Source organism: Halomonas sp. Cn5-12 (assembly GCF_021532545.1).
Classification (GTDB): Bacteria; Pseudomonadota; Gammaproteobacteria; order Pseudomonadales; family Halomonadaceae; genus Vreelandella; species Vreelandella aquamarina.
In genome coordinates this window covers 38,412-63,576 of record NZ_JAKGAY010000017.1, presented here as the reverse complement: position 1 = coordinate 63,576, position 25,165 = coordinate 38,412, and the positions used below count along the sequence as shown (strand labels likewise).

The 25,165-nt window shown below is 53.2% G+C and carries 24 protein-coding genes and 1 tRNA gene; 10 read left to right on the top strand and 15 right to left on the bottom strand.

Annotation, left to right across the window (positions count from 1 at the left end; all coding sequences use genetic code 11):
- Positions 1-21: 21 nt before the first annotated feature.
- Positions 22-924, bottom strand: coding sequence for a LysR family transcriptional regulator (locus tag L1249_RS10895; protein ID WP_044630534.1), 903 nt, complete (start codon positions 922-924; stop codon positions 22-24).
- 215 nt (positions 925-1,139) lie between these two features.
- Between L1249_RS10895 and ppnN the strand changes: the two genes are divergently transcribed.
- The 3 genes from ppnN (at position 1,140) to L1249_RS10880 (ending at position 3,626) form a co-directional block, all read left to right on the top strand.
- A complete protein-coding gene (ppnN, locus tag L1249_RS10890; protein WP_058577970.1) occupies positions 1,140-2,522 on the top strand; it encodes a nucleotide 5'-monophosphate nucleosidase PpnN in 1,383 nt (460 codons plus the stop codon).
- 59 nt (positions 2,523-2,581) lie between these two features.
- Entirely contained in the window at positions 2,582-3,310 is a 729-nt protein-coding gene (locus tag L1249_RS10885; protein WP_062360747.1) for a sulfite exporter TauE/SafE family protein, read from the top strand.
- Positions 3,311-3,425: 115 nt separating this feature from the next.
- Positions 3,426-3,626 carry a hypothetical protein gene (locus L1249_RS10880; protein WP_235253580.1) on the top strand — a complete coding sequence of 67 codons (201 nt, stop codon included), beginning with the start codon at positions 3,426-3,428 and terminating at the stop codon, positions 3,624-3,626.
- 178 nt (positions 3,627-3,804) lie between these two features.
- Here L1249_RS10880 and L1249_RS10875 read toward each other — a convergent pair.
- The 5 genes from L1249_RS10875 to L1249_RS10850 form a co-directional block, all read right to left on the bottom strand.
- A tRNA-Pro gene (locus L1249_RS10875) sits at positions 3,805-3,881 on the bottom strand.
- A gap of 97 nt (positions 3,882-3,978) precedes the next feature.
- The gene (locus L1249_RS10870; RefSeq protein WP_235253579.1) at positions 3,979-4,794 is read right to left on the bottom strand and encodes an inositol monophosphatase family protein; all 816 of its coding nucleotides are present in this window, start codon (positions 4,792-4,794) and stop codon (positions 3,979-3,981) included.
- Between the two features lie 87 nt (positions 4,795-4,881).
- Positions 4,882-5,343 (bottom strand): anti-virulence regulator CigR family protein, encoded by a 462-nt coding sequence (locus tag L1249_RS10865; protein ID WP_235253578.1) that lies wholly within the window; start codon positions 5,341-5,343, stop codon positions 4,882-4,884.
- A 182-nt stretch (positions 5,344-5,525) separates the two neighbouring features.
- Entirely contained in the window at positions 5,526-6,020 is a 495-nt protein-coding gene (locus L1249_RS10860; RefSeq protein ID WP_137092935.1) for a pilin, read from the bottom strand.
- 67 nt (positions 6,021-6,087) lie between these two features.
- The gene (locus L1249_RS10850; protein ID WP_286701340.1) at positions 6,088-6,555 is read right to left on the bottom strand and encodes a pilin; all 468 of its coding nucleotides are present in this window, start codon (positions 6,553-6,555) and stop codon (positions 6,088-6,090) included.
- A gap of 219 nt (positions 6,556-6,774) precedes the next feature.
- On the opposite strand from L1249_RS10850, the gene pilB reads away from it, so the two are divergent.
- The 6 genes from pilB to L1249_RS10815 all read left to right on the top strand — a co-directional run bounded on the left by pilB (position 6,775) and on the right by L1249_RS10815 (position 12,497).
- The gene (pilB, locus tag L1249_RS10840) at positions 6,775-8,532 is read left to right on the top strand and encodes a type IV-A pilus assembly ATPase PilB (RefSeq protein ID WP_228168604.1); all 1,758 of its coding nucleotides are present in this window, start codon (positions 6,775-6,777) and stop codon (positions 8,530-8,532) included.
- Between the two features lie 3 nt (positions 8,533-8,535).
- Complete coding sequence (locus L1249_RS10835) at positions 8,536-9,768, top strand: type II secretion system F family protein (RefSeq protein WP_062374433.1); 1,233 nt, start codon at positions 8,536-8,538, stop codon at positions 9,766-9,768.
- 64 nt (positions 9,769-9,832) lie between these two features.
- Positions 9,833-10,678 (top strand): prepilin peptidase, encoded by an 846-nt coding sequence (locus tag L1249_RS10830; RefSeq protein ID WP_137092929.1) that lies wholly within the window; start codon positions 9,833-9,835, stop codon positions 10,676-10,678.
- 83 nt (positions 10,679-10,761) lie between these two features.
- Positions 10,762-11,358 carry a dephospho-CoA kinase gene (gene coaE / locus L1249_RS10825; RefSeq protein WP_062374429.1) on the top strand — a complete coding sequence of 199 codons (597 nt, stop codon included), beginning with the start codon at positions 10,762-10,764 and terminating at the stop codon, positions 11,356-11,358.
- 15 nt (positions 11,359-11,373) lie between these two features.
- Complete coding sequence (yacG, locus tag L1249_RS10820) at positions 11,374-11,607, top strand: DNA gyrase inhibitor YacG (protein WP_044627963.1); 234 nt, start codon at positions 11,374-11,376, stop codon at positions 11,605-11,607.
- A gap of 17 nt (positions 11,608-11,624) precedes the next feature.
- On the top strand, positions 11,625-12,497 hold the full coding sequence (locus L1249_RS10815; protein WP_044627964.1) for a DNA replication terminus site-binding protein: 873 nt from the start codon (positions 11,625-11,627) through the stop codon (positions 12,495-12,497).
- On the opposite strand, the gene L1249_RS10810 is transcribed toward L1249_RS10815, so the two are convergent.
- Entirely contained in the window at positions 12,494-12,838 is a 345-nt protein-coding gene (locus L1249_RS10810) for a hypothetical protein (RefSeq protein WP_062360729.1), read from the bottom strand. The two genes, L1249_RS10815 and L1249_RS10810, sit on opposite strands and share 4 nt — an antisense overlap.
- Positions 12,839-13,194: 356 nt before the next feature.
- On the opposite strand from L1249_RS10810, the gene L1249_RS10805 reads away from it, so the two are divergent.
- Positions 13,195-13,548 (top strand): helix-turn-helix domain-containing protein, encoded by a 354-nt coding sequence (locus tag L1249_RS10805; protein ID WP_307725468.1) that lies wholly within the window; start codon positions 13,195-13,197, stop codon positions 13,546-13,548.
- A 486-nt stretch (positions 13,549-14,034) separates the two neighbouring features.
- On the opposite strand, the gene L1249_RS10800 is transcribed toward L1249_RS10805, so the two are convergent.
- The 8 genes from L1249_RS10800 to L1249_RS10765 form a co-directional block, all read right to left on the bottom strand.
- Positions 14,035-14,409 carry a histone-like nucleoid-structuring protein, MvaT/MvaU family gene (locus tag L1249_RS10800; RefSeq protein WP_054641181.1) on the bottom strand — a complete coding sequence of 125 codons (375 nt, stop codon included), beginning with the start codon at positions 14,407-14,409 and terminating at the stop codon, positions 14,035-14,037.
- Positions 14,410-14,703: 294 nt separating this feature from the next.
- Entirely contained in the window at positions 14,704-16,383 is a 1,680-nt protein-coding gene (rpsA, locus tag L1249_RS10795; protein WP_044627967.1) for a 30S ribosomal protein S1, read from the bottom strand.
- Positions 16,384-16,567: 184 nt separating this feature from the next.
- Entirely contained in the window at positions 16,568-17,257 is a 690-nt protein-coding gene (gene cmk, locus L1249_RS10790; protein WP_044627968.1) for a (d)CMP kinase, read from the bottom strand.
- The gene (locus L1249_RS10785) at positions 17,247-19,502 is read right to left on the bottom strand and encodes a bifunctional prephenate dehydrogenase/3-phosphoshikimate 1-carboxyvinyltransferase (RefSeq protein WP_062360759.1); all 2,256 of its coding nucleotides are present in this window, start codon (positions 19,500-19,502) and stop codon (positions 17,247-17,249) included. Before L1249_RS10785 ends, cmk begins: the two co-directional genes overlap by 11 nt.
- 29 nt (positions 19,503-19,531) lie before the next feature.
- Entirely contained in the window at positions 19,532-20,623 is a 1,092-nt protein-coding gene (gene pheA, locus L1249_RS10780) for a prephenate dehydratase (protein WP_044627969.1), read from the bottom strand.
- Between the two features lie 5 nt (positions 20,624-20,628).
- Entirely contained in the window at positions 20,629-21,732 is a 1,104-nt protein-coding gene (gene serC, locus L1249_RS10775) for a 3-phosphoserine/phosphohydroxythreonine transaminase (RefSeq protein ID WP_137092923.1), read from the bottom strand.
- Positions 21,716-24,409 carry a DNA gyrase subunit A gene (gene gyrA, locus L1249_RS10770; RefSeq protein ID WP_074210626.1) on the bottom strand — a complete coding sequence of 898 codons (2,694 nt, stop codon included), beginning with the start codon at positions 24,407-24,409 and terminating at the stop codon, positions 21,716-21,718. Before gyrA ends, serC begins: the two co-directional genes overlap by 17 nt.
- A gap of 165 nt (positions 24,410-24,574) precedes the next feature.
- Entirely contained in the window at positions 24,575-25,009 is a 435-nt protein-coding gene (locus L1249_RS10765; RefSeq protein ID WP_044627972.1) for an acyl-CoA thioesterase, read from the bottom strand.
- Positions 25,010-25,165 lie beyond the last annotated feature (156 nt).

The following is a 25,165-nucleotide window of genomic DNA, read 5'->3' as shown; positions in this document are numbered from 1 at the left end:
TAGGAAACGCCTCTGGCCCGTTTACTCGGGTATCAGGGGCGTTTTTTCTTGGAGACGCTGATCATGAAAGCCGTTCAACAGCTTTTCATAGCGTTTAGGTAGGACAGAATCTTGCCGACGAAGAAGATAGAGCACTTCGTTAATCGCTTGGGGAAGCGCTAACGCCTTCACCTGCCGCTGCCACGGCGATGTTTCGAGCACTAAGCGCGAGACCACCGTAAAGCCAAGCCCCCTCGCCACTGCGTCCAGCACCATGCTCACTTCATTGGTGAACCCTTGATGACGGAAATGAGTCATGGAGCGAAATTCATCGGGATAGTTCGCCCGCAGCAGCGCGTTGGCGTGGTTAATCCCATCGTAGTAGTTGATAAAACCGATACCCATTAACTCTGACAGCGTACTGCCTGCGAAATCGGCAGGTACGACCAAGCAGAGCGGCTCTTTATGCCATACCGTGCAAGTGAGCTCAGGGTGATTGACCTGCTCGGTCACGATACCGATATCGTAGCGGCCTTCAAGCAGGTCGTTGACGATCTCATGGTTGAACGCAAAGCTATAGTTAACGGTCAGGTTGGGATGCATCTGCTGCTGACCGAGAATATAGGGATAAAACATCAGCCCTACGCTGCCGGGTGATGCAATCCGGCATTCGCCGCTATCCAACGAGTCATCATCCAAGCCATGCCGAAACTGCTCATGCTCGGCAAACAGCTTAAGTGCGTAATCATAGGCACGGCGGCCCGATTCGGTCAGGGTAAAACTTCTGCCACGGCGCTCTAACAACGTTTTGCCAAGATAGCTCTCCAACTTACGAATATGCTGGCTAACCCCAGGCTGCGTCATCTCTAAACGACGCGCCGTTCGTGTGAAACTGCCGGTTTCCACTAACGTTATAAACGTCCGAAAGTATTGGGCATTAAACATAGGGTTTAAGCAACATCCTCATTATCCATCATCGTAAGGCGCTGACGTGAAGCACTATTGTAACGTGCTATCGCACCCGCAGCCGTGTGCGATAGCAGGCCCCTAGCGTAGCACAAACGCTGCTAAGACGGGCGCTTAGCCGCATTGCTGAACAGCGCCAAGCGCCGTGCTAGTATGCAGGTTCGTTACTAACACTCTTAGGGACAGCCAGACTAATGACGCAAACCCCAGCGCCTCGTGCCACGATTTCCAGCATTATTTCTCCTGAAGGAAGCCTTGAAGTCCTCTCGCAGCATGAGGTTAATCGGCTCAAGAGCACGTCTAAAAGTGGTTTGCACGATTTACTGCGCCGCTGCGCGCTTGCCGTACTTAATTGCGGTAGCGCTACTGATGACAGCTTGGCCATTCTCGAAGCCTATAAAGATTTCGACATTGAAGTACTGCAGCAAGATCGCGGCATTCGCCTAAAGCTGACTAACGCGCCAGCAGAAGCGTTTGTAGATGGACGCATGATTCGCGGTATCCGCGAACATCTCTCGTCCATTATTCGCGACATTGTGTATGTTTATAACGAAATTCAGCACCACAAGCGCTTTGATCTCAGTACGGGCGAAGGCACCACCAATGCGGTATTCCATATTCTGCGCAAGGCAGGCACGCTTAAGCCCGGTCGCGACCCCAGCTTAGTGGTGTGCTGGGGTGGCCACTCTATTTCCCGGGAAGAGTACGAGTACACTAAGGATGTGGGCTACCACCTAGGATTGCGCGATTTAGATATCTGCACCGGCTGTGGGCCTGGGGCTATGAAAGGCCCGATGAAAGGAGCCAACGTAGCGCATGCCAAACAGCGCCGTAAAGATGGCCGTTACCTGGGCATCTCGGAGCCCGGTATTATCGCTGCCGAAGCACCTAACCCCATCGTTAACGAGCTCGTCGTCATGCCGGATATCGAGAAACGTCTAGAAGCGTTTGTGCGTCTAGGCCACGGCATTATTGTCTTCCCCGGTGGCGTGGGCACCGCAGAAGAGATTCTCTATTTGCTGGGTATTCTGTTGCACCCCAGCAACCGGGAGATCCCCTTCCCCCTCATCTTTACCGGCCCTGCCAACTCCGCGGCTTACTTTCAGAAAATCGATGAATTCCTGGTATACACCCTCGGTGAAGAGATTCGCCGCTACTACACCATTATTACGGGCGACCCGGTGGCCGTTGCTCGCACAATGCGCGAAGGCATTGACCAAATTGCCGATTTCCGCCGCCAACATCAAGACGCCTTCTACTACAACTGGCGCTTAACCATCGCCCGTGAGTTTCAAGCACCCTTTGAGCCCACCCACGAAGCGATGCGCGGCCTGGCCCTTCACCGCCAGCAGCCCACCCACGAGCTGGCCGCCAACCTAAGGCGCGCTTTCTCCGGCATTGTGGCGGGTAACGTGAAAGAGCCAGGCATTCGCGCCATTGAAGCTCATGGCCCCTTCGAGCTCACCGCTGAGCCAGAATTGATGCAGCGTTTAGACGCGTTGCTTAGCTCCTTTGTTGCCCAAGGGCGCATGAAGCTTGATGGACAACCCTATACGCCCTGCTACGTGCTTAAATAGGCCCTTAGCGCTCACCCATAGCAGGTATCGCCCATGATGCCTGCTCAAGGAAACTCGCCGTGATTATTGCACTGCTCACTTTCGCCATTGCGGGGATTATTAAGGGAGCAATTGGCTCGGGAGTGCCGGTGGTCGTTGTACCTGTATTGACCATGCTTTATGACGTTAAGCTGGCCATTGCAGTGTTGGTAGCTCCCAATCTTTTTAGCAATGCGCTTCAGGTATGGCAGTACCGCCAGCACCTTCTCCCCCTGCGCTTTCTACTCTCATTTGCCGTAGCCGGTGGCGCTGGCATTGTACTTGGCACCTGGGGGCTAGTAGCGCTCTCACCAACACTGCTATCGCTAGGCGTCGCTGCAGCAATCCTTTTGTATCTCATCATCAAGCTGGCCAAGCGTACCGCAGCGCTACCCTTTACGGTCGCAAAGCGAATTGTACTCCCCGTCGGTTTGTTGGCGGGTGTGCTTCAAGGCGCTGCGGGCATGTCAGCCCCTGCCTCAGTCACTTTTTTGAATGCCATGCAGCTTGAGCGTCGCGTTTTTATTGGCTCAATTTCGGTATTTTTCGTTGCCATTACCCTCGTGCAAATACCTGCACTACTCAGTGCTGGCATTCTTACGGGTGAGCGCACGCTCTACAGCCTGGGCGCATTGCTTGTAATACTCGCCGCCATGCCTATTGGTGCACAACTTGGCAGGCGGTTACCCCACCGCTGGTTTGATAATCTCATTATGTGTTTGTTGGCGAGCATCGCACTGAAAATCATCTTGGATGCCCTGCTGACATAACATCATTGCGTTAACACTCTGCACAATGATGCGAGAGCCGCTACACTGAAGCCTGCAATAACCGCGCAGTCACTCGCGATTATTGGCAGATTCTTATCAAGGAAAGGAGTCATACATGGAAATGATTAACCAGTTGCAAGATGGCAAAACCAAAGCTTTTGCGAAGCACTGTTTTGAGCGCTACTCCGCAGAAGAGCTCAATAGCGCTGCGGAAGGTTCACCCGACCAAGCGGAAATGGAGCATTGGGACATTACCGCAGGCCAATGGGAAGAAGCGGTGGCTACAGCACTCGCCGACCATAAAGCGCAAGGTTAATGGCCCTTCTCCAACGGAGCAAATGGGGAAACAACATTTATCGAGCGAGGTAACTGGGAGTAATTAGTACTACAGTCCCAAACACGCCTTGGCCCCTATCGCTGGGGCCAATTTTTGAGCCGAAATAGCAGGCATAAAAAACGGCCGCTGCGATAAACGCAAGCGACCGTTTTAGTATTGGTCGGAGTGACAGGATTCGAACCTGCGACCTTTGCAACCCCATTGCAACGCGCTACCAAGCTGCGCCACACTCCGATGTCTGTTTGGCATTTGCCTCAAGACGGTGCGTATACTAGCGTTTTATACGCCAAATGAAAAGCACTTTTTGCGCTTTCTTTTCAATCGCTTGCCACTAAGCGTGGTCGGCTGCTTTTAATAAGGACGCCATGGCGTCGTAAACCTTGGGGGTAGTTACTAGCAACTGCTCCGGGTAGAGGTCTGCCGGTACACCGTCAGGCACCCCGCTTAAATGCCCCACCCGCGCGCCTGCTTCGCGAGCAATGACCCAACCCGCCACAAAATCCCAGGGCGATACGCTTTCGTAGTAGGCATCTAAACGACCGCAGGCCACATCACACAAATCCAGCGCCGCTGAACCATTACGCCGGACATCCTGACAGCCTGTGAGTACTGCTTCTAAGCGTGGCAGAAGTTTTTTACGCTGCTCTTTTTGATAGGGAAAGCCGGTACCTACTAGCGTGCTTTCAAGGGTCTCAGCGCCGCTCGGCTGAATCGGCTGCTGATTGCAGAATGCGCCTAGGCCCTCTGCTGCACTAAAGGTTTCACCTAAAAACGGCGCATGTATCACGCCTACTTTACCTACCCCCTGCTCCATCCAGCCGATTGATACCGCCACATGGCGCAGGCCCTGGGCAAAATTAACGGTGCCATCAATCGGATCCACAACCCAGAGCTGCTCGGTGGGGGTATGCAGCGCATGCTCCGGGCTTAGCTCCTCGCTTAACCTTGCTTCCTCTGGGAAGTACTCCTCCAGGCGCTGGCTAATGAGCGTGTCGACGGCAACGTCCACATCAGTAACTAGCTCGACCCCTCCTTTCAGCCGCTGGCTAAACCCTTGCTGCTCTCGGGCATTACGAATCATCTGCCCAGCCTCTTCGGCAATCTCTATGGCCAGTGCCAGCCGCGCTTCCAGGGTATAAACCGCCATGTTCGCTCCTCAGTGGGGGGTTGGTTGTTTCTCAGCATAAGCGTTGATCCATGGCATTACCATAACGCTCCAACACATGGGAACGGCTTAGCGCAAAGCATCCACCAACACATCGACCACCACCCGAGTCGCGGCTTCAATTAACACCACATCAGCGCCAACACGCTCCCATTCGTATCCCGGGTAACGGGGCAGCTCACGGGCAATTGGGCCGTCAAAGCGCTTAGCAATGCCGGGCGGCAAGGGCTTGCCCCGCTCTAAATTGCGCTGAATACCAGGGGGTAACGGTTCCGCACGGGGGGCATCGTGGCGGCGCAGCAGTCGCAACAGCTCGCGCTCGTTAATACGCGGTAAATCCACATAGCCACCGCTATGGGAACGACGGGAGCCGCTTTCATGGCGGCCGCCCTCACCGCCTCGGTAGCGCTCTGCCTGGGAAGCGTTATCCCGAGCGCCGTGGGCTGGCGCATGGGCGGGTTGGGCCAACGCGGTACTGCTTAGCAACAGCGCGCTAGCGCCGATCAAGAGTTGATGTAGTAAACGGCTCATAAAAAAGCTCCACTGTGATCAGGGAGCTTTAGTTTAGAACAACAATGCGCAGGAAATGGTGAAGGTCAGAAACTAGATGGCGTGCCTCGACAGCTTCCGGGGAGATACTTCTCATCAATACCATTTTGTTTTGCTGACATACAGGACCACTAACCCAACTGATTTATTTTACGCATGTGGCATTAATCTTTTTGATCGCGGCACGAGCCAGGTAGGTATTTTTCATCCATGGCATTACCTGCTCCTGTGGTTGTCCGGCAACTCCACTGAATTGCTCCTTCAGAGAACTGAGACTCCATCACAACCCATTTTCCGGCTATCGCGCTATTCGCATTATCGCTCATCTCCATCACAACGCGTGCAGTATAATCACCAGCGGCCGGCCAAACACCGATGTAGCCAACATAGCGGTCATCACTAGTTTCACCACTATTGCCACTTCGACTGCCATCAGTTGGCATACCTATATCTTCATTACTCTCAGGGAACTGACCTCTCACCGAATAGTATTCACTTATGGCGGTTTTGTAAGCGGAGGCCAAATTGAAGGCCTCTGATACTTGCGCACGTGCGGTGTAGTTTTGATATTGCGGAATTGCGATAGAAGCCAACACGCCAATAATGGCCACCACAATCATTAATTCAATTAAAGTAAAACCGCGTTGAGTTCCTTTCATACCATTTCCCTCCCAAAGATAGGGGCTTTCAAAACAGCCCCTTTTACAATTTCTTTATTCGTCAGTATTAGTCTTTACAGCCGGCTGGTAGATGATTTTCTTCTATTGGATTATTGTCACCAACCGCACATACCCAACCTGACTGCGGATTACTAGTTGAAATTTTCATGGTATTCCCATTACCAAGAGCGCTATCATCGTTGAAAGTAACAGTAATTACTCCTTCATTACTCCCACCTCCACTATATGCAACATTTCCTACATAACGACCGGTAATGCCGAGATCAGCAGCATTGGCAAAATCACTTGCTTGAGGCATTGCGCCAGTTAAGGAATACTGCTCTGCGACGTCCGCGCGAACGCCCGCCGTCACCGAAAGCCCTTCGCTCGCTTGGGCACGAGCAGTGTAGTTCTGATACTGCGGCACGGCGATAGATGCCAATACGCCGATGATCGCGACGACGATCATCAGCTCAATCAGCGTGAAACCGCCCTGCTTGAGATTGCGAAACACATTTTTTGCAGTTGTTTGCATCTAAAAATCTCCAAGGAGATTTTGCTTGGCAAGTATTGCCAAGCAAAATTAATGTACATTAGTTACACTAGCTTACGCACAGTGTTTTTTCAACTACATTTGGCCCACTACTTCGTTCATTTGTACGAACGCGTGAGCTTAGAAAAGCGTGGTGCCGCCAGTAGCCTTAGTATGGTACAAGTATGCGCATTCTGACCACTTTGCTACCACAGGTCGTGCATGTCTAATCCCTCTTTTGAATCGACACTTAGCCACGCGGCAGCTCACGGCGGCCTGCGCGGCATTGCCCAGCGGTTGGTTAAACACGGTGTGTTAAGCGATGCACAAGCGGCCACCGCACAGTCGACGGCCTCTGATCTCGAAATTTCGCTGCTTCAACACGTTATTGAAAGCGGGCTGGCCGACCCTGTTGCAGCTACCGTAGCAGCGGGATGGGAGTATGGTCTTCCGGTTATCGACCTTGAGGCGCTGCGCCTTACTACGTTGCCACCCGCCGCCGACTACCCCGTTAAAGTATTGCAAAACCTTAATGTGCTGCCCCTGGCCCGTCATGGCCACCGCCTAACCGTCGCGGTGCCTTATCCAGCAACGCTTACCCAGCTAGATGAGCTCCAGTTTGCCACAGGATTAAGCATAGAAGGTGTGCTTGCTCCGGTGGATCAAATCACCGTTGCACTTAATAACTATCTCGCTCAGAACGAACGCGGCATGCTGGATGAGCTGGATGGCATTGACGACGCGGTGAGTTCGTTAAACATTGTACAAAACAGTGACGGCAACGAAGTTCCTCTTGAGGAAGCGTCGCAGAGTAGCGAAGATGCGCCCATCGTCAAGTTTGTTAATAAGATTTTATTAGACGCCATTCGCCAAAGGGCCTCTGATATTCATTTCGAGCCTTATGAAACGCTCTACCGCGTCCGTTTTCGCGTTGATGGCATGCTGATTGAAGTTGCTAGACCGCCCTTTGCCATGCGCCACCGTATTGCAGCTCGCCTTAAAATTATGGCTCGGCTGGATATTTCGGAGCGCCGTCTACCCCAGGATGGCGCGATAAAACTCAAGCTCTCGCGAACGCGCTCTCTCGATTTTCGGGTTAACTCGCTACCTACGGTATACGGTGAAAAGCTGGTGCTGCGGATTTTAGACCCTACGGCGGCTCAGCTAGGCATTGAGCAGTTAGGTTTCACCGATGAGCAGCGCGCTCTGTATGAACATACGCTTAAACAGCCCCAGGGCATGATTTTGGTGACGGGGCCGACCGGCAGCGGTAAAACCGTTTCGCTTTATACGGGGATTAATATCCTTAATAAAGTAGAGCGCAATATTTGTACGGCCGAAGACCCCGTAGAAATCAAAGTAGATGGCATTAACCAGGTAAACATTCTACCCAAGATCGGCCTCGACTTTGCCAGCGCCCTGCGCGCCTTCCTTCGCCAGGACCCGGACGTTGTGATGGTGGGAGAAATACGCGACCTGGAAACAGCGGACATTGCGGTAAAAGCTGCCCAAACCGGCCACTTGGTGCTCTCTACGGTGCATACTAACTCGGCAGCCGAAACACTCACACGATTAGCCAATATGGGCGTTTCGTCCTTCAACATTGCAAGCGCCGTTAGTTTAATTATTGCACAGCGCTTAGCGCGTAAACTTTGCCACCATTGCAAAGAGCCCATTGAAATACCGCGTAAGGCGCTTCAAAAAGAGGGGCTAAACAATGAGGAGATTAACCAAGCCACCCTATATAAAGCCGTGGGTTGTAAACACTGCACCCAAGGTTACAAAGGGCGGATTGGTATCTATGAAGTTGTTCCCATTACAGAATCGATGCGTCAGCTCATCATGCGCGATGCTAATTCGCTAGAAATTGACCAGCAGGCCCGCAGGGAGGGCTATCCCAGTCTCCATCGCAGCGGCCTATTAAAAGTCATGCAAGGTATCACCAGCCTTGAAGAGATTAACCGCGTAAGTAAGGAGTAAGGCATGGCTAAACGTGCTCGTAGGCGCCAAACTCCCGCCATCAAGTTATCGCGCTGGAAGTGGATAGGCAAAGGCCCCCAAAACAGAACGTTAAGCGGCGAAATGATCGGCCGCAGCAAAGCGGAAGTCACCGCCGAACTCGCCAAACAAAATATTGATATTCGGCGTATCAGCAAAAAAGGCAGCATTGGCGGCAACGGCCGCATCAACCCTAACGACATCATGGTGTTTGCGCGTCAAATGGCCACCATGATTCGAGCAGGCATCCCACTTTTACAAGCGCTTCAAGTAGTCGCTGAAAGCCTAAAAAAACCCGCCATGGTGGCCCTGATACAGCAAATGATGAGCGATGTGTCTTCTGGCGCTAGCTTCTCGGATGCGCTTCGCCAACACCCAAAACATTTTGACCGCCTGTTTGTTAACTTGGTAGATGCTGGTGAACAAGCAGGCGCCCTAGATCAAATGCTGGATCGCGTTGCAACCTATAAAGAGAAAGTAGAATCCCTGAAAGCACGTGTTAAAAAGGCACTGTGGTATCCCACTGCGGTCATGGCGATTGGTATTGCGGTTACCATGCTGCTTCTGGTGAAAGTGGTACCTGAATTTGAAAGTATGTTTCAAAGCTTCGGGGCGGAACTACCTGCGCTTACGCAAATGACGGTAAATCTATCGAAGCTTGCCCAACAGTACTGGCTAACAGCATTTGGCGCGCTGGTAGCGGCCATATTCTTGCTTAAGCAAGGCATCCAGCGTTCACCAAATATCGCTTACCGCATGCATGCATTACTACTTCGATTACCGATTATCGGCGACATCATGCATAAATCTGCGGTTGCGCGTTTTTCTCGCACATTGGCCACCACATTTTCTTCCGGTGTCCCACTGGTAGAAGGGTTAGACACAGCCGCCGGAGCAACCGGCAATAAGGTTTACGAACACGCCGTGGTGCAAACTCGCCAAGACGTGGCGACGGGGCAGCAATTACATTTTGCGATGCGCATGACAAATCGTTTCCCAGCCCTGGCGGTTCAAATGGTCAGTATCGGTGAGGAGGCAGGCTCTTTAGATGCCATGCTGAATCGAGTGGCAGATTATTACGAAGAGGAAGTTGATAACAAAGTGGATGCACTCACATCGTTAATGGAACCCGTTATTATCGTTGTGTTGGGCTTATTAGTCGGCGGTGTTGTCGTGTCCATGTACTTGCCAATTTTCAATTTAGGCTCTGCGTTATAGCCGTTTTCTACATGCGCTGCCCACGGTGGCCTCTCCTATTTTCAGGCAGTTAAAAAGGACATTTATGTATCTCCCTTCACCGCTCGAGTGGGCGCCTGCTCTTCTACTCGGGCTTTGTTTTGGCAGCTTTTTAAATGTGGTGATTACTCGCCTACCGGTCATGCTGATGAGGCGCTGGCGCAATGAAGCCCTAGCTTCGCTGGAGTTTCCGGCAGAAACAGCGCCCCGCTTTAATCTCGCAACCCCTGGCTCGATGTGCCCGCGCTGCGAGCATCCGATTGCGTGGCATGATAACTTACCGCTGCTTGGCTGGTTAAAACGGCGCGGTAAGTGCGCAAACTGCCAATCTCCCATTAGTGCACAGTACCCACTGGTTGAACTGATGGGCGGGCTATTAGCAGTGGCCGTTGTGGCGCTTTATGGCACAACAGCAAGCGCCCTGTTTATTTATGCGGCCTGCTTAACACTTTTGGCGCTGGCGGTTATCGATTTTCGTACGTATTTGCTGCCGGATATGTTAACCCTGCCCTTGCTCTGGGCGGGCTTGCTCTATCAGCTGATCTTTCAGCCCATTATGTTGCCCAGCGCGGTAATCGGCGCCATGGCTGGCTACTTAATCCTCTGGAGCTTTTACTGGCTGTTTAAGCTATTAACGGGCAAAGAGGGTATGGGGTTTGGCGATTTTAAGCTGCTAGCGGCGTTAGGCGCCTGGGTCGGTTGGCCCATGCTGCCATTACTGTTGATCGTATCGGCAGGCATTGGTGCCCTTGTGGGCTTGGCGGCGCAAGCCAGCTCCCCTCATTTGCGCGGCCAGCCGCTGCCTTTTGGCCCTTTTCTAGCCCTGGCGGGTTGGGTTTGCTTATTAGCGGGCGATGAGCTGATGGCGCTCTATACGTCACTGCTATATTAGCATTGGTCATTTCGTCCATCTTACTGTGGCCAGCTATTATCTATGCCCATGACGATAGCAGCGCCACTATTTAGGGAACAGCCATGATTGTTGGGTTAACAGGCGGTATCGGTTCCGGTAAGTCTACCGTTGCTCGGGCGTTTGGTTCGCTGGGAATCGGCTGGGTAGACGCCGACGATGTGGCCAGGGAAGTCGTCATGCCTGGCGAACCAGCGCTAGCGGCTATCAGAGAACACTTCGGAAATGATGTACTACACGCTGACGGCACGTTAAACCGTGCAGCTTTGCGCAGCATTGTGTTTGACAACCCTACCGAGCGCAAATGGCTGGAGTCGGTGACCCATCCTCGCGTGCGCGAACGCATTCTCGTACATCTAGAGCGCTTACAGCGCCAATCACCTTATGTGCTGCTGGTATCGCCGTTGTTATTTGAGTCAGGCCAAGACAAGCTGGTGGATCGCACCGTTGTAGTCGATGTGCCCGTTGAGCTGCAGCTTTCGCGGACACGTGCGCGAGACGACGTGAGCGAGGCTCAAGTGCATGCTATTCTCGCCGCCCAGCTTCCCCGTGAAGAGCGCCTTACTAAGGCCAATGATGTTATTGATAACAGCGGAGACCATGCTTCGATGATGCAACAGGTAACGCAGCTTGATCAGCACTACCGAAATAAATACCTCTAGCTCAAGGAGAGTTCTATGCCAACACCCGCTAACGATGCACCGCTAGAGGTCGCTTGCCCTCAATGCAGCAAGCCAGTCGTCTGGAGCCCAGAGAGCGCCTACCGCCCTTTTTGCAGCAAACGATGCCAGCTGCTTGACCTAGGCGCTTGGGCGGAAGAGTCTCACCGCATTTCGGGCGAATCCGCGATGGATGAAGCCGATTTGGACGCGCTGCTTGCCCAAGCGGATAGAGACGCCCCGCTCTCTTAGCCCATGAGTGTTCTGCCATGAACGATAATGCCCTGCCCGTTTACCACTTGCTGCATGAGCTGGATGCCCGTTTCGATGACTTGATGGCAGCTATAGATCATGCAGCCACTTATTATGAGCAGCAGCAATCAGCCACATGGCACTTTCAGCCCTACCCTGGGGGTAGGTCTTGGCTACGCCAAGCCCTGCTCGATATGTGGCATCAGCAGGGCCAAGATGGGCGCGAGACGCGTAACTACATTGCGCTTATCGCAGCAGATGATGAATTACTTGAAAAATTTACGGCGGTTAACCGCGCTAAAGCACACATTAGCGACCTGCTTCAGCATATTAAACAGGCACAGCCAAATACACTCAGCCAAGCCAAACACCGCTTGCCTCAACGCCACCCAGACGTGGATAACGTGCTGCGTCAGGGTGGCTTGGCGCGCTTGCACCTTAAGCAGTGTTGGCGGCACCTTCCTATTGCCCCGGCACCGGTATCGCGCGTTCGCTTTGCTTGGTATAGCAGTGGCCGCTCAATAAAAAAAATTACCGTACAAGAAGCAGAGCAAAAACTCTTGCAGTTAGATACCGACTCGCCACATATCCGCATTCAGCTACGTAGACTAGCGGGAATACCAAGCAGCGAACCGCTAGCACAGGTACAAAACCAAGCCCCGCTCATGCGCGGCAACCTGTTTTTTACAGAACCACTAGAAGACGGCCATACCCGGCGCGCATTAAATATTGCCATGCCGCTTATTGTTCCCGCCCCTGAAAATCGCTTGCCACATATTAAAATGCCGCCCCTAGAGCCGCCCGCGCAGCGTACGCGGGCAAAGCGTCGGGATGAAAAGCTGGAGAGTGACGTATTTCTACCTAGCTTGCGGGTATATCGCTACCGTTAGTGCCCACTGCCACTTTGGGCGGGCATGCGATCCACCTCCCATAGTCCGTAGGCCAATAGCGTCTGTATCAGTTCGCTTACTCCACCCTCTGATAAATCATACTCCTTCAGCAAGGCCTTGAAGCGCTGGCTGAACAGCAGATCCTGTTCCTTCTGCCGCTCAGCCTGATCATCAGCCTCAAGCGCCGCTAAAGAGCGTACAGGGGGCCCTGTTGGAATATCAAAGTCACTATCAGGATCTTCCAACTGACGCAATGCTTGCGCAAAGGCGTCATCCAGCTCACGAAACTTACGCAGCTTTTCACGCTCATCCAGTTGTTTTTGAACCTTTTGATATTTCATCGATGTTTCATTTACACCTTACTTGGGATGGTCGATATGTCTGCAAAACAGACTTTATTTACAAAAAAACTATGCACAAACGCGTAAACTCCCATAGCAAACTTTCCTTTGCTTCAGCTTAGCAGCATAAAGACACCATCGTGATGAAGCCACTAATCGGTAATAATGATTATCCGGCTATCTATCGAACGTCAAACGCATCACGTTCCATCACGAGCCATGGATGGCCGCTCTGTAGATAACACTCAAACACTGGTGGCAACGATAAAAGTCATGGACCACCAGGTTACCAGCAACAACAAGCACCGGGAGGGTGCATTACAGGCAAGCTATCAACTGACCTGTATGACTCACGCATGGGAGGCCAGATAATGTTCAATGCAATGTCGCGAGCTGAGATCTGGCTACAGGACACGCTTGACCAATCGCTAAGTATAGAAGACCTTGCTAATCACTTGGGATATTCAGCGTCACAGATACGGCGGCAATTTCGTCACTGCTTCAACACCTCTCCTAGCGCTTATCGTGAGCAGAGGCGCTTAGAGCGAGCAGCGGTCTTGCTATCGCTTACCCCACAAAATATAGCGCATATTGCCATTCGCTGCGGGTATGCAAACCATTCATCGTTTTCGCGCGCATTTCAGCGGCGCTATCAGCTGACGCCTAGGCATTATCGCCAGTCTTTTAGCAGCGTGCGACACCTACAGTAGCGCTACCTGACCTGCTCGCAGACAAAGTTGACGCCCTTGAGTCAGGCGCCAAGGTACGCAAGTCAAGAACTGACATTGGCCTCTATTTAGCCCACACAGCAAATACAGAAAATTTAGCCCTACCAGTTGCTTACCGGCGCATTGAAATTCCTGCACAACACTATGCAAAAACCTGCTTTGATGATTTTGATGAGCTATCAGATGCATTGACATCAACGCTACTGCCGCTGCTCAATCAACAACATCGCTTTCACATTAGTGGAGAATCTCCACGGATTTTATGGCATCCCGATCACTTAGAGCTGCGGGTGCCACTACTGAGAGAAGCAACGCACATTTATTGAACTGGTTAATGCTGAACTAGTGGTTGGCTAGTCCGTAGTGCCAAACCCTGCTGACTTCCCAGCCAGTCTTCTAGGTCGCTGCTTGAAACTAACCCTCTAAAAACAAAACCGGCATTTCTATTAGAAATGCCGGTTAAACTACTTAGTCTTCCATGCGCACGAACCAGGACTCGACAGCTTCATCACCATGCTCATCTTTCCAGCTACGCAGACCTTTATGGTTCCCACCACGGGTTTCGATCACTTCACCAGTATGCGGGTTCTTATAGATTTTTAAACGACGCTTACGGCGAGCAGAGGCGGCCGGCGCTGCTTTGGCACTGCGCTGATCAGTAGTCGGATCCAAAAGCGCAATTACATCTGCAGGACGCTTACCAAACTCGTTCATCAGTGCTTCAAGTTTAGCTTTAAACTCAAGCTCGCTTTTCAGGCGCTGGTCGCCTTCAAGACGCTGCAGCTCTTCTTGAAGCTGTTTAAGCTGCTGCTCTTTTTGAATGTAGTCGTTTAACAGTGACATAGGAAATCCTTTTAGCTTGGTTTTAACTGCGATGGCATTCAGCTGGGCAACTCAATACCGATTAGTTCAGGATGCGGACACATTATTGCCTTAAACTCTGTAATTGACAACAGTCTAGTTCATTTTGGTCCATTTACTAAACAATTTTACAATTCACAATAGCGCTTTAAAGCCTTTGCTTATTAACCCAATCATCCACTTACTTCTGACTAAGCCAACAAAGAAAAGTGTGTAAAATTTTTGCAAAAAAACGCCGCCCTTTTGGGCGGCGTTTTAGTAGGAAAAACTAATAATTTAGTCTTGACCCATCTGCTGCTTGATCAGATCACCGATAGTGGTCGGGCCACCTGCTGCTTCCGGCTCTTGGTCACGCAGTTTCTTCAGGTTCTGACGAGTGTCGTCTTGCTCTTTCGCTTTCACCGACAGATTGATCTGACGGCTCTTACGATCGACGCTGACAATACGCGCTTCAACGCTGTCGCCTTCGTTCAGCACATTGCGTGCATCTTCAACGCGGTCTGCGCTAATTTCAGACGCTTTAAGAATGGCAATAACGTCAGTTGCCAGCTCAACGTGTGCTTCTTTAGCGTCAACTTCTACAACGCGACCGGTAACAATGCTGCCCTTGTCATTCACTGACAGGTACTCAGCAACCGGATCGGAATCCATTTGCTTGATACCCAGGGAGATGCGCTCACGCTCCGGGTCGATAGACAGAATAACGGCTTCTGCTTCGTCGCCTTTCTTGAAGTTGCGAACGGCTTCTTCGCCAGTCTCTGTCCAAGAGATGTCGGACAGGTGAACCAAACCGTCGATACCGCCTTCAAGGCCGATAAAGATACCGAAGTCAGTGATTGACTTGATGGTACCGGAAACACGGTCGCCCTTGTTGTATTCAGCGTTGAACGTTTCCCACGGATTAGCAGTGCACTGCTTGATACCCAGAGAAATGCGACGACGCTCTTCATCGATATCAAGAACCATCACGTCAACATCATCGCCCACTTGAACGACTTTAGACGGATGAATGTTCTTGTTGGTCCAGTCCATTTCAGACACGTGAACCAGACCTTCAACGCCTTCTTCCAGCTCAGCAAAGCAGCCGTAGTCCGTCAGATTAGTGACGACCGCGTGCACTTTGGTGCCTTCCGGGTAACGCTCTTTGATGTTGACCCACGGATCTTCGCCCAGCTGCTTCAGACCCAGTGAAACGCGGTTGCGCTCACGGTCGAACTTCAGCACTTTGACGTTGATTTCGTCGCCAACGGCAACGATTTCAGACGGATGCTTGATACGCTTCCAAGCCATGTCGGTGATGTGCAGCAGGCCATCAACGCCGCCCAGATCTACGAAAGCACCGTAGTCGGTCAGGTTCTTAACGATACCCTTGATTTGCTGACCTTCTTGCAGAGTGGCCAGCAGCGCTTCACGCTCGGCACTGTTTTCTGCTTCCAGCACGGCACGACGCGATACAACGACGTTGTTGCGCTTCGGATCAAGCTTGATGACTTTAAAGTCCAGCTCTTTGTTTTCCAGATGTGCCGTGTCGCGAACCGGACGAACGTCAACCAGAGAGCCCGGCAAGAAGGCACGGATAGAGTCGACATCGACAGTGAAGCCGCCTTTGACTTTACCGTTGATCACGCCCTTGACGATTTCGTCTTTCTCGAAGGCTGCTTCCAGAATTTTCCAAGCTTCTGCGCGCTTGGCTTTTTCACGGGACAGACGCGTTTCACCGAAGCCATCTTCAACGGCTTCCAGTGCAACGTGAACGTCGTCACCGATAGCGATGGTCAGTTCACCATTCTCATCGCGGAATTGTGCCGCAGGGATCTGACCTTCGGATTTCAGACCAGCGTTAACGGTAACCCAGTCACCGTCAATGTCGACAACCTGAGCCGCGACGATAGCGCCTGGCTCCATGTTGATGTCGTTAAGAGACTGTTCAAACAGTTCAGCAAAGCTTTCGCTCATGGTTTTCCTACGTGATCAACGTTGTTGAGGCATAACTGCCTTCTCCGTACCACCAGCGAGTACGGGCCTAATGTCACTCTGCTTTTGGAGGCGTTAGCGCTGGTTAGACCTGACCGGGCTCACTGATATGGAGTTATCGCCCTGCCACGTCGTGACACCTTTCCAAAAACGCCGCAAGGGAGAATCAAATGCCGTTAGACATGCCGCGTTGGGCAAGCAGTTCGGTCAGCCGATCAACCACTTCCGGTATGCTCAGGCGCGTGGTATCAAGCGTAATGGCATCATCTGCCGGCTTGAGAGGAGCCACACTGCGTTGCGTATCGCGTGCATCGCGTGCCTGAATCTCCTTTAAAAGACTCGACAGACTAGCATCCACCCCTGCTTCCTGCAACTGTAGATGCCTTCTGCGAGCCCGTTCTTCGGCGCTGGCGGTGAGAAAAACCTTCAACGGCGCCTCGGGAAATACGACAGTTCCCATATCGCGGCCGTCTGCCACCAGTCCAGGTAATTGGCAAAAATCTCGCTGGCGCTGAAGTAGTGCTGCGCGCACACTAGGCAGTGCTGCGACCTGAGAAGCAAGTTCACCTGCTTGCTCGGTACGAATCACCTGCCCAACGTCTTCGCCCTCTAACAAGGTGCAAGGCTGACCATCTACCACAGGAAAGGCAACATCTAGCTTAGTGGCAATCGCTGCCAGTGCCGCCTCATCATCTAGGGCGACATGATGCTTGACGGCCGCCCGGGCCGTTAGACGATAAAGTGCCCCACTGTCTAATAGGTGCCAACCTAAACGCTCGGCCACAAGGCTGCTAATCGTGCCTTTGCCAGCACCGCCGGGGCCATCGATTGTCAGCACAGGTACCTTAGCGGTCATTAGCACCCTCCACGCTAACACTCATACCAATGCGCTGCGCCAGCGCAACAAAATCCGGGAACGAGGTAGCGACATTCGCACAGTCGTCAATAATGATTTCATCACCTGCGCGTAGCGACGCAATGGCAAACGCCATAGCAATACGGTGGTCGCCCAAGCTATCGATACGGCCGCCGCCATAGCTCGGCACGCTGTCGTTGCCGTTACCAATAATATCGATACCGTCTTCCACCACCGTATGCTCAACGCCAAGCACAGCAAGGCCATCGGCCATGGCCTGGATACGGTCGGACTCTTTCACCCGCAGCTCTTCCGCGCCGCGCAGGCGCGTCGTGCCATGAGCATTGGCCGCCGCGATGAATAGCGCCGGGAACTCATCTATAGCCAGCGGCACTTGATCGACGGGAATATCAATACTTTTTAGGGGCGCGTAACGAATACGAATATCCGCCACTGGCTCGCCACCCACTTCACGTTCGTTTTCAAGCGTTAAGTCGGCGCCCATCAATTTCAAAATATTGATCACACCAATGCGGGTTGGATTGATACCTACATGCTCTAACGTGATATCCGAGCCCGGCGTAATGGCAGCTGCGACAAGGAAGAACGTCGCTGACGAAATATCGGAGGGCACATCAATCGACCCAGCCGTTAATTGTCCGCCACCTTGTAGCCAACAGGTATCCCCTTCGCGTGAAACGGCGTATCCAAAGCCGTTAAGCATACGCTCGGTATGGTCACGGGTAGGAGCTGGCTCGCGCACGCGGGTTTCACCTTCGGCATAGAGCCCAGCAAGCAGCAGGCATGACTTTACCTGCGCGCTGGCCATCGGCATGTCGTAGTAAATACCTTTCAGCGGCGCACCGCCGTGGATCTTTAACGGCGGACGGCCGCCTTCGGCGGTATCGATGGTAGCACCCATCAGACGCAGCGGATCTGCCACACGCCCCATCGGCCGCTTAGAGAGCGACTCATCGCCGGTCAGCTCGCTATCGAAAGATTGGCCCGCCAGCAAACCGGCAAAGAGCCGCATAGCCGTACCGGAGTTGCCTACATAGAGTGGCCCTGCGGGCGCTTTCAAACCCTGCATGCCCACACCGTGGATAGTGACTCGCCCCTGGTGAGGCCCCTCAATGGCCACGCCCATCTCGCGAAAAGCTTGTAGAGTCGCTAGGCTATCCTCACCTTCCAGGAAGCCTTTTACTTCCGTCACACCTTCCGCCAGAGCACCCAGCATAATAGAGCGATGGGAGATGGATTTATCGCCTGGCACGCGAAGACGACCCTGCGCCTCTCCGCCTGGCTGCACGCGATAAGTCACTTTACCGTGTGGTTGCATATGATATTCCGCCTGATAGCTGGTTTTATTCAATAACGTATCAAAATAGTGTCGCGCGTGGCTGGCACGATCAAACGTTGCAATTAGCGCATCGCTATCACCGCTTTCAACGGCGCAACGAAGACGCTTTAACCCTGCTTCAAAGTCGTCTAGTGACGACAGCACTGCTTCTCGGTTGGCGATAAAAATATCCCGCCACATGACCGGGTCGCTACCTGCAATACGGGTAAAATCACGAAATCCGCCCGCAGCGTAACGAAAAATATCCAGCCGCTCATCCTGACGCGCCAGCGTATCCACTAGAGAGAACGCCAAAAGGTGCGGCAGGTGACTCGTGCGTGCCAGCACCTGATCGTGGCGCTCGACGCTCATTTGCAAGACTTCTGCACCACACGTCTGCCAGAGCTTTTCCACGCGTGCTAGTGCATCAGCATCGACGTTAGGTTCGGGCGTCAGAATCACTTTGTGATTAACATAAAGCGTCGGGTTGGCCGCTGCCACACCACTCTTTTCTGAGCCCGCGATAGGATGCCCTAAGACGATATTAGGTAATACGTAACCAAACACGCGTTCGGCACATTCACGAATGGTGGCTTTGGTACTACCCACATCGGTGATCACTACATCATCAGCCGCGTTAGGAAGCGCCTGGGCCAGTGCGGTCATCACGCTTTCCATTGCCAGTACGGGCACTGCCAGGACCACCATGGAAACATCATCCAGCAGCTCAGCTAGCTGCGTGCCGCCAGCGTTAACAAGCCCCAGCTCAATACCTAGAGCAATCTCGTCTTTATTAGGGTCGCAGGCAATAATTTCCCCGGAAAAACCAGAAGCGCGCAGCGCCGCTGCTAGCGAACCACCAATTAAGCCCAGCCCGACGATTAAAATTCGCGGTTCATGACACACTTCACGCCCAGCACCTTGTGCTAACACCGTCACAGCACGCCCTGAGGGTAAGAACCCAATACGCGCAACTCAGCAGCGCGCAGACGCACCTCTTCCAGCACAGCCGCTACACTCGGCTCATCACGGTGGCCTTTGAAATCAATGAAGAACACGTAATTCCATACGCCTGTGCGCGAAGGGCGCGTCTCGATGCGGGTTAAATCGATCTTGTGGCGATGGAATGGCTCCAACAGGTCGTGAAGCGCGCCTGGCTGGTTACGCATGGCTACCACAATGGAAGTTTTGTCTTCACCTGACATAGGCACATCTTGATTACCAATAATCAAAAAGCGCGTCGAGTTATCCGGACGGTCTTCGATTTTATCGGCAATGCGCTCTAAGCCGTAGAGCTTGGCAGCCATGTCGCCGGCAATCGCCGCGCTGTGCCATTCGGTTTTCACCAATTTAGCCGCTTCAGCGTTGGAGGAAACCGGCACACGCTCAGCATGTGGGTAATGCGCATCCAGCCATTTACGACACTGGCCAAACGACTGGGGGTGCGAGTAGATACGCGAGACTTTGTCTTTGCGCGTTGTTTCGCTAATTAAGAGATGGTGGTGAATGCGTAGTACTACCTCGCCACAAATCTTGATGGAAGAGTCCATAAAGGTATCGAGCGTGTGGTTCACCACCCCTTCAGTGGAGTTTTCCACCGGCACCACGCCATAGTTCACCGCGCCTGCTTCCACTTCGCGGAACACTTCATCGATAGCGGCCATAGGCAGGCTTACCGCACTTTCGCCAAAATGCTTGAGCGCCGCTTGCTGGGTGAAAGTGCCTTCCGGCCCTAGGTAGGCCACTTTTACCGGCTGCTCCAGCGCGAGGCAGGCCGACATAATCTCGCGGAACAGGCGGGCCATCTCTTCAGCGTCCAGCGGGCCTTTATTCAGCGCCATAATGCGCCGTAACACCTGCGCTTCGCGCTCTGGGCGGTAAAACACGGCATCTTGATCTTGGGCGAGCTTAACGTGCGCCACCTGCTGGGCGCAGCTGGCACGCTCACTGATCAAGCGCAGAATATCGCCATCCAACTGGTCGATACGTTGACGTAAGTCATCTAAATTGATCGGCGTATCGGACATGATGGTTAGCCTCTTCGTAGTTCAAAATCCGCCATAAAGGCGATTAAGGAATCGACCGCCTCTTCTGGTACGGCGTTATATAAACTAGCGCGCATACCACCTACGCTGCGGTGGCCTTTAAGGTTTAGCAGGCCTGCCTCATCGGCTTCTTGTAAAAACGCTTTATCCAAACGCGCATCCGCCAACACGAACGGTACGTTCATACGCGAACGGTTAGGTACGGCGATAGGGTTACTGTAGAAGGCGCTGGCATCAATGGCAGCGTAAAGCTTTTGCGCTTTGCGCTGATTCAGCGCATCCATTGCATCTAAGCCGCCGATGTCATTTTTAAGCCATTGGAAAACCAAGCCCGATAGATACCAGGCATAAGTCGGCGGGGTGTTCACCATAGAGCCCGCTTCTGCCAGCATTTGATAATCAAAAAGTGATGGAATCGTGCTAGGGGCTTTACCTAGCAGATCGTCACGTACGACCACGATGGTTAACCCCGCCGGGCCGATATTTTTCTGCGCGCCAGCGTACACCACGCCAAAATCGCTGATATCAATCGGGCCAGAGAGAATATTCGACGACATATCGCACACCAGCGGCACGGCTGCACCGTCAGCGCGGGTTATCTGGGGCGTGTAATCAAACTCTAAACCGCCAATGGTTTCATTCGAGGTGTAGTGCAGATAGGCCGCGTCATTGGTGATTGATAATGACGCCTCATCAGGCACGGCAGTGTGACCATTAGCCTCGCTGCTGGCAGCCACATGGCAGCTGAAGCCAAGCCGCTTGGCTTCACTTAACGCTTTCTTTCCCCAAATGCCTGTTTGGATAAAGTTAGCGCTACCGCCCTGGCCCAGTAAATTCATCGGCAGCATCGAGAACTGCATGCTTGCGCCGCCCTGCAAGAAGAGCACTTGGTAATTGCTGGGAATTGCTAGCAGTTCACGAAGATCTGCCTCGGCACGTTCTGCAATGGCAATAAACTCATCACTACGATGGCTCATCTCCATCACAGACAAACCACGCCCCTGATAGTCAAGCAATTCGTTACGCGCTCGCTCTAAAACGGCGGTTGGCAGGGCCGCAGGCCCTGCACAAAAGTTATAATGACGTGTCATCGCTTCCCGGTTCCTGTGCGCCATTGTCTACGTCTGCTGGCTCGCCTGCCTCTAAAACATCGGACTCTTCGGGCTCATCAACGCGTACGGTTTTCACCAGCTTCTCTTCTTTACCCAAGCGAATCAGCATCACACCCTGAGTATTACGCGAAGTCGTTGACACCTCTTCCACGCGAGTACGCACCAGCGTGCCGCGATCGGTAATCAGCATCATTTCGTCGCTGTCATACACCTGCATAGCGGCAACCAATGAGCCGTTACGCTCGCTGGTCTGCATCGCAATGACGCCCTGGCCGCCACGGCCGCGCAGCGGAAACTCCTCCAGTCGGGTGCGCTTGCCGTAGCCATTCTCACTGGCCGTCAGAATATAAATCTGGCCTTCGCCCTGGGCTTGCTCCACCGCCTCTGCCTGCGCAGCTACCTCGGCATCGGCTTCGGCATCAATCTGCTGGCTCTTCGGAATAATCAGACTGATAACTTCCGCATCGCCTGCCAAGCGCATACCACGTACGCCGCGAGCGGTACGGCCCATAGCGCGCACATTGCCCTCTTCAAAGCGAATCGCTTTGCCATTCGAGGAGAGCAGCATGACGTGGTCGCTGCCCGATGTAATCGCAGCACCGACCAAGCGGTCACCCTCTTCCAGGTCAATCGCAATCAGGCCAACGCTACGCGGGCGAGAGAACTGCTCAAGGCTGGTACGTTTGACCGTACCATTTGCGGTGGCGAAGAAAATGTAGTGCTCGGGGTCATAATCCCGGACCGGGAGAATGGCATTCACCGATTCGCCCTCTTCCAGCGGCAGCATGTTCACCAAAGGCTTGCCACGAGAGCCGCGGCTTGCATTGGGCATTTCGTACACTTTCAGCCAATACACCTTGCCACGGTTAGAGAAGAGCAGCACGGTGTCGTGGGTCGAGGCAACCAGCAGATGCTCGATGACGTCCTCGTCCTTCATGGCCGTGGCGGACTTGCCGCGACCACCCCGACGCTGAGCCTGATAATCAGACAGCGGCTGAGTCTTCGCGTAACCAGAGCGGGACACGGTAACCACCATATCCTCTTCCGCGATTAGGTCTTCAATGGAAAGATCCAGGTGGCTGGCTTGGATTTCCGTGCGGCGGTCATCGCCGAACTGGTCGCGCACCGCGTGCAGCTCTTCACGGATGACTTCCATCAGGCGGTCAGCGGAAGCCAAAATTTCGGTAAACTCGGCGATCTTCTCAAGAATCGAGAGGTACTCATCCAGCAGCTTCTCGGTTTCAAGCCCAGTAAGGCGGTGCAGGCGCAATTCAAGAATGGCCTGAGCCTGAGCGGGGGAAAGCCGATATTCGGTGGCAGAGGGGTTCAGTCCAAATCCTTCATCCAGATCCTCCGGCTTGCAAGAGGTCGCCCCAGCACGTTCCAACATCGCGGTTACCTGACCAGGCTTCCACACTTTCGCCAGCAGCTTTTCACGCGCTTCAGCGGCGTTAGGCGAGGCTTTAATCAGTTCAATGACTTCATCTATGTTCGAAATCGCGACGGCCAAACCTTCAAGCAGATGGCCACGCTCACGCGCTTTCTTGAGTTCATATAGCGTGCGCCGCGTCACCACTTCACGGCGGTGACGAATAAACGCTTCGAGCATCTCTTTGAGGTTCAACGTGCGGGGCTGGCCGTTCTCCAGCGCCACCATGTTGATGCCGAACACGTTCTGCAGCTGCGTCTGGGCGAACAGGTTATTGACAACCACTTCGCCGGACTCACCGCGCTTGATCTCAATCACCACGCGCAGGCCATCTTTATCCGACTCATCGCGCAGCTCAGCAATGCCTTCGATTTTCTTCTCTTTAACCAGCTCGGCAATCTTCTCGATCAACCGCGCCTTGTTCACCTGATAAGGCAGCTCAGTGATGATAATGTGATCGCGGCCGGTTTTATCGTCGTGCTCGATGGTGTGGCACGCGCGCACGTAAATACGTCCACGGCCAGTGCGGTAAGCATCGAGAATGCCCGCACGCCCGTTGATGATCCCCCCGGTGGGAAAATCAGGACCGGGGATGTATTGCATCAGATCATCCACCGAGAGCGTGTAGTCGTCGATGAGCGCCAAGCAACCGTCGATCACTTCCCGCATGTTGTGCGGCGGGATGTTCGTCGCCATGCCCACCGCGATGCCCGACGACCCGTTGACCAACAGGTTGGGAACTTTCGTAGGCAGCACGTCTGGGATTCGTTCGGTGCCGTCGTAGTTATCGACCCAATCGACCGTGTCTTTTTCGAGATCCGCCAGCAGCTCGTGGGCCAAGCGCGCCATGCGCACCTCGGTGTAACGCATGGCCGCCGCGTTGTCACCGTCGATGGAGCCAAAGTTACCTTGACCATCGACCAGCACATGACGCATAGAGAAGTGCTGCGCCATGCGTACGATGGTGTCATACACCGCACTATCTCCGTGCGGGTGGTATTTACCGATGACATCGCCGACGACACGCGCCGACTTCTTGTACGGTTTATTCCAGTCATTACCCAGTTCATGCATGGCAAACAGCACACGCCGGTGAACGGGCTTCAGGCCGTCGCGCACATCAGGTAGCGCGCGGCCGATAATGACACTCATCGCATAGTCGAGGTACGACTGTTTGAGCTCGTCTTCAATATTGACGGGCAAGATTTCTCTGGCGATGTCACCCATGAAAGTCAGATCCTTTGCACTGCATTGGCACTGCGAGAGTTGAAAGCGCTTGAAAATGCCGCCTTTCATCGTACGAGACTGAGTACATGAAGGCGGCGCGCAGATACCGTGACATCATACCACTGCATGCGCATCAAGGGCAGTCGGTGACACCGCCATTGCCATTTAGGCCGTAAACGCCTCTTTGGGCACGATCAGTCCCCGCAGCACGTCGCGCACCTCACCTTCGATGGCGGCGGCTTTATTGGCCTTCACATCCAGCAGCACGAAGGTGAGGTCGGCCTGGGCGATCAAAGTGCCGTCAGATCGAATGATGCGGTGATGGCAGAGCGCACTTCGCTCACCAACGTCGACGATGCCCGTTAATACCTGCAAATCGTCCCCCTGGACGGCCGCCGCGCGATAGTCGATGTTTAAATTAACCACCACGAATGCCCGCCCAGCGCTGTGAAGCTGCTGGATAAGCCGAGGGTGCTCATCGAAGAATGCCCAACGCCCCTCCTCCATAAACTCCAGATAACGCGCGTTGTTGACATGACCATAGCCATCTAGGTGGTAACCACGGACCCGCATACTGACGTGGGAAATTGACTCAGACATAGCATCCTCTTGTTCACTGCTTATGGAAATGGGGCAAGGAATCATTAATACCCTGCAAATCAAACACAAGTTTTAAACTCGTGCAACAGCAGGTCGCTGCACCAAGGTGCTGGTAGGAAAGGCCGCGTTTCGACATAATGTGCCACCTTTTTCATA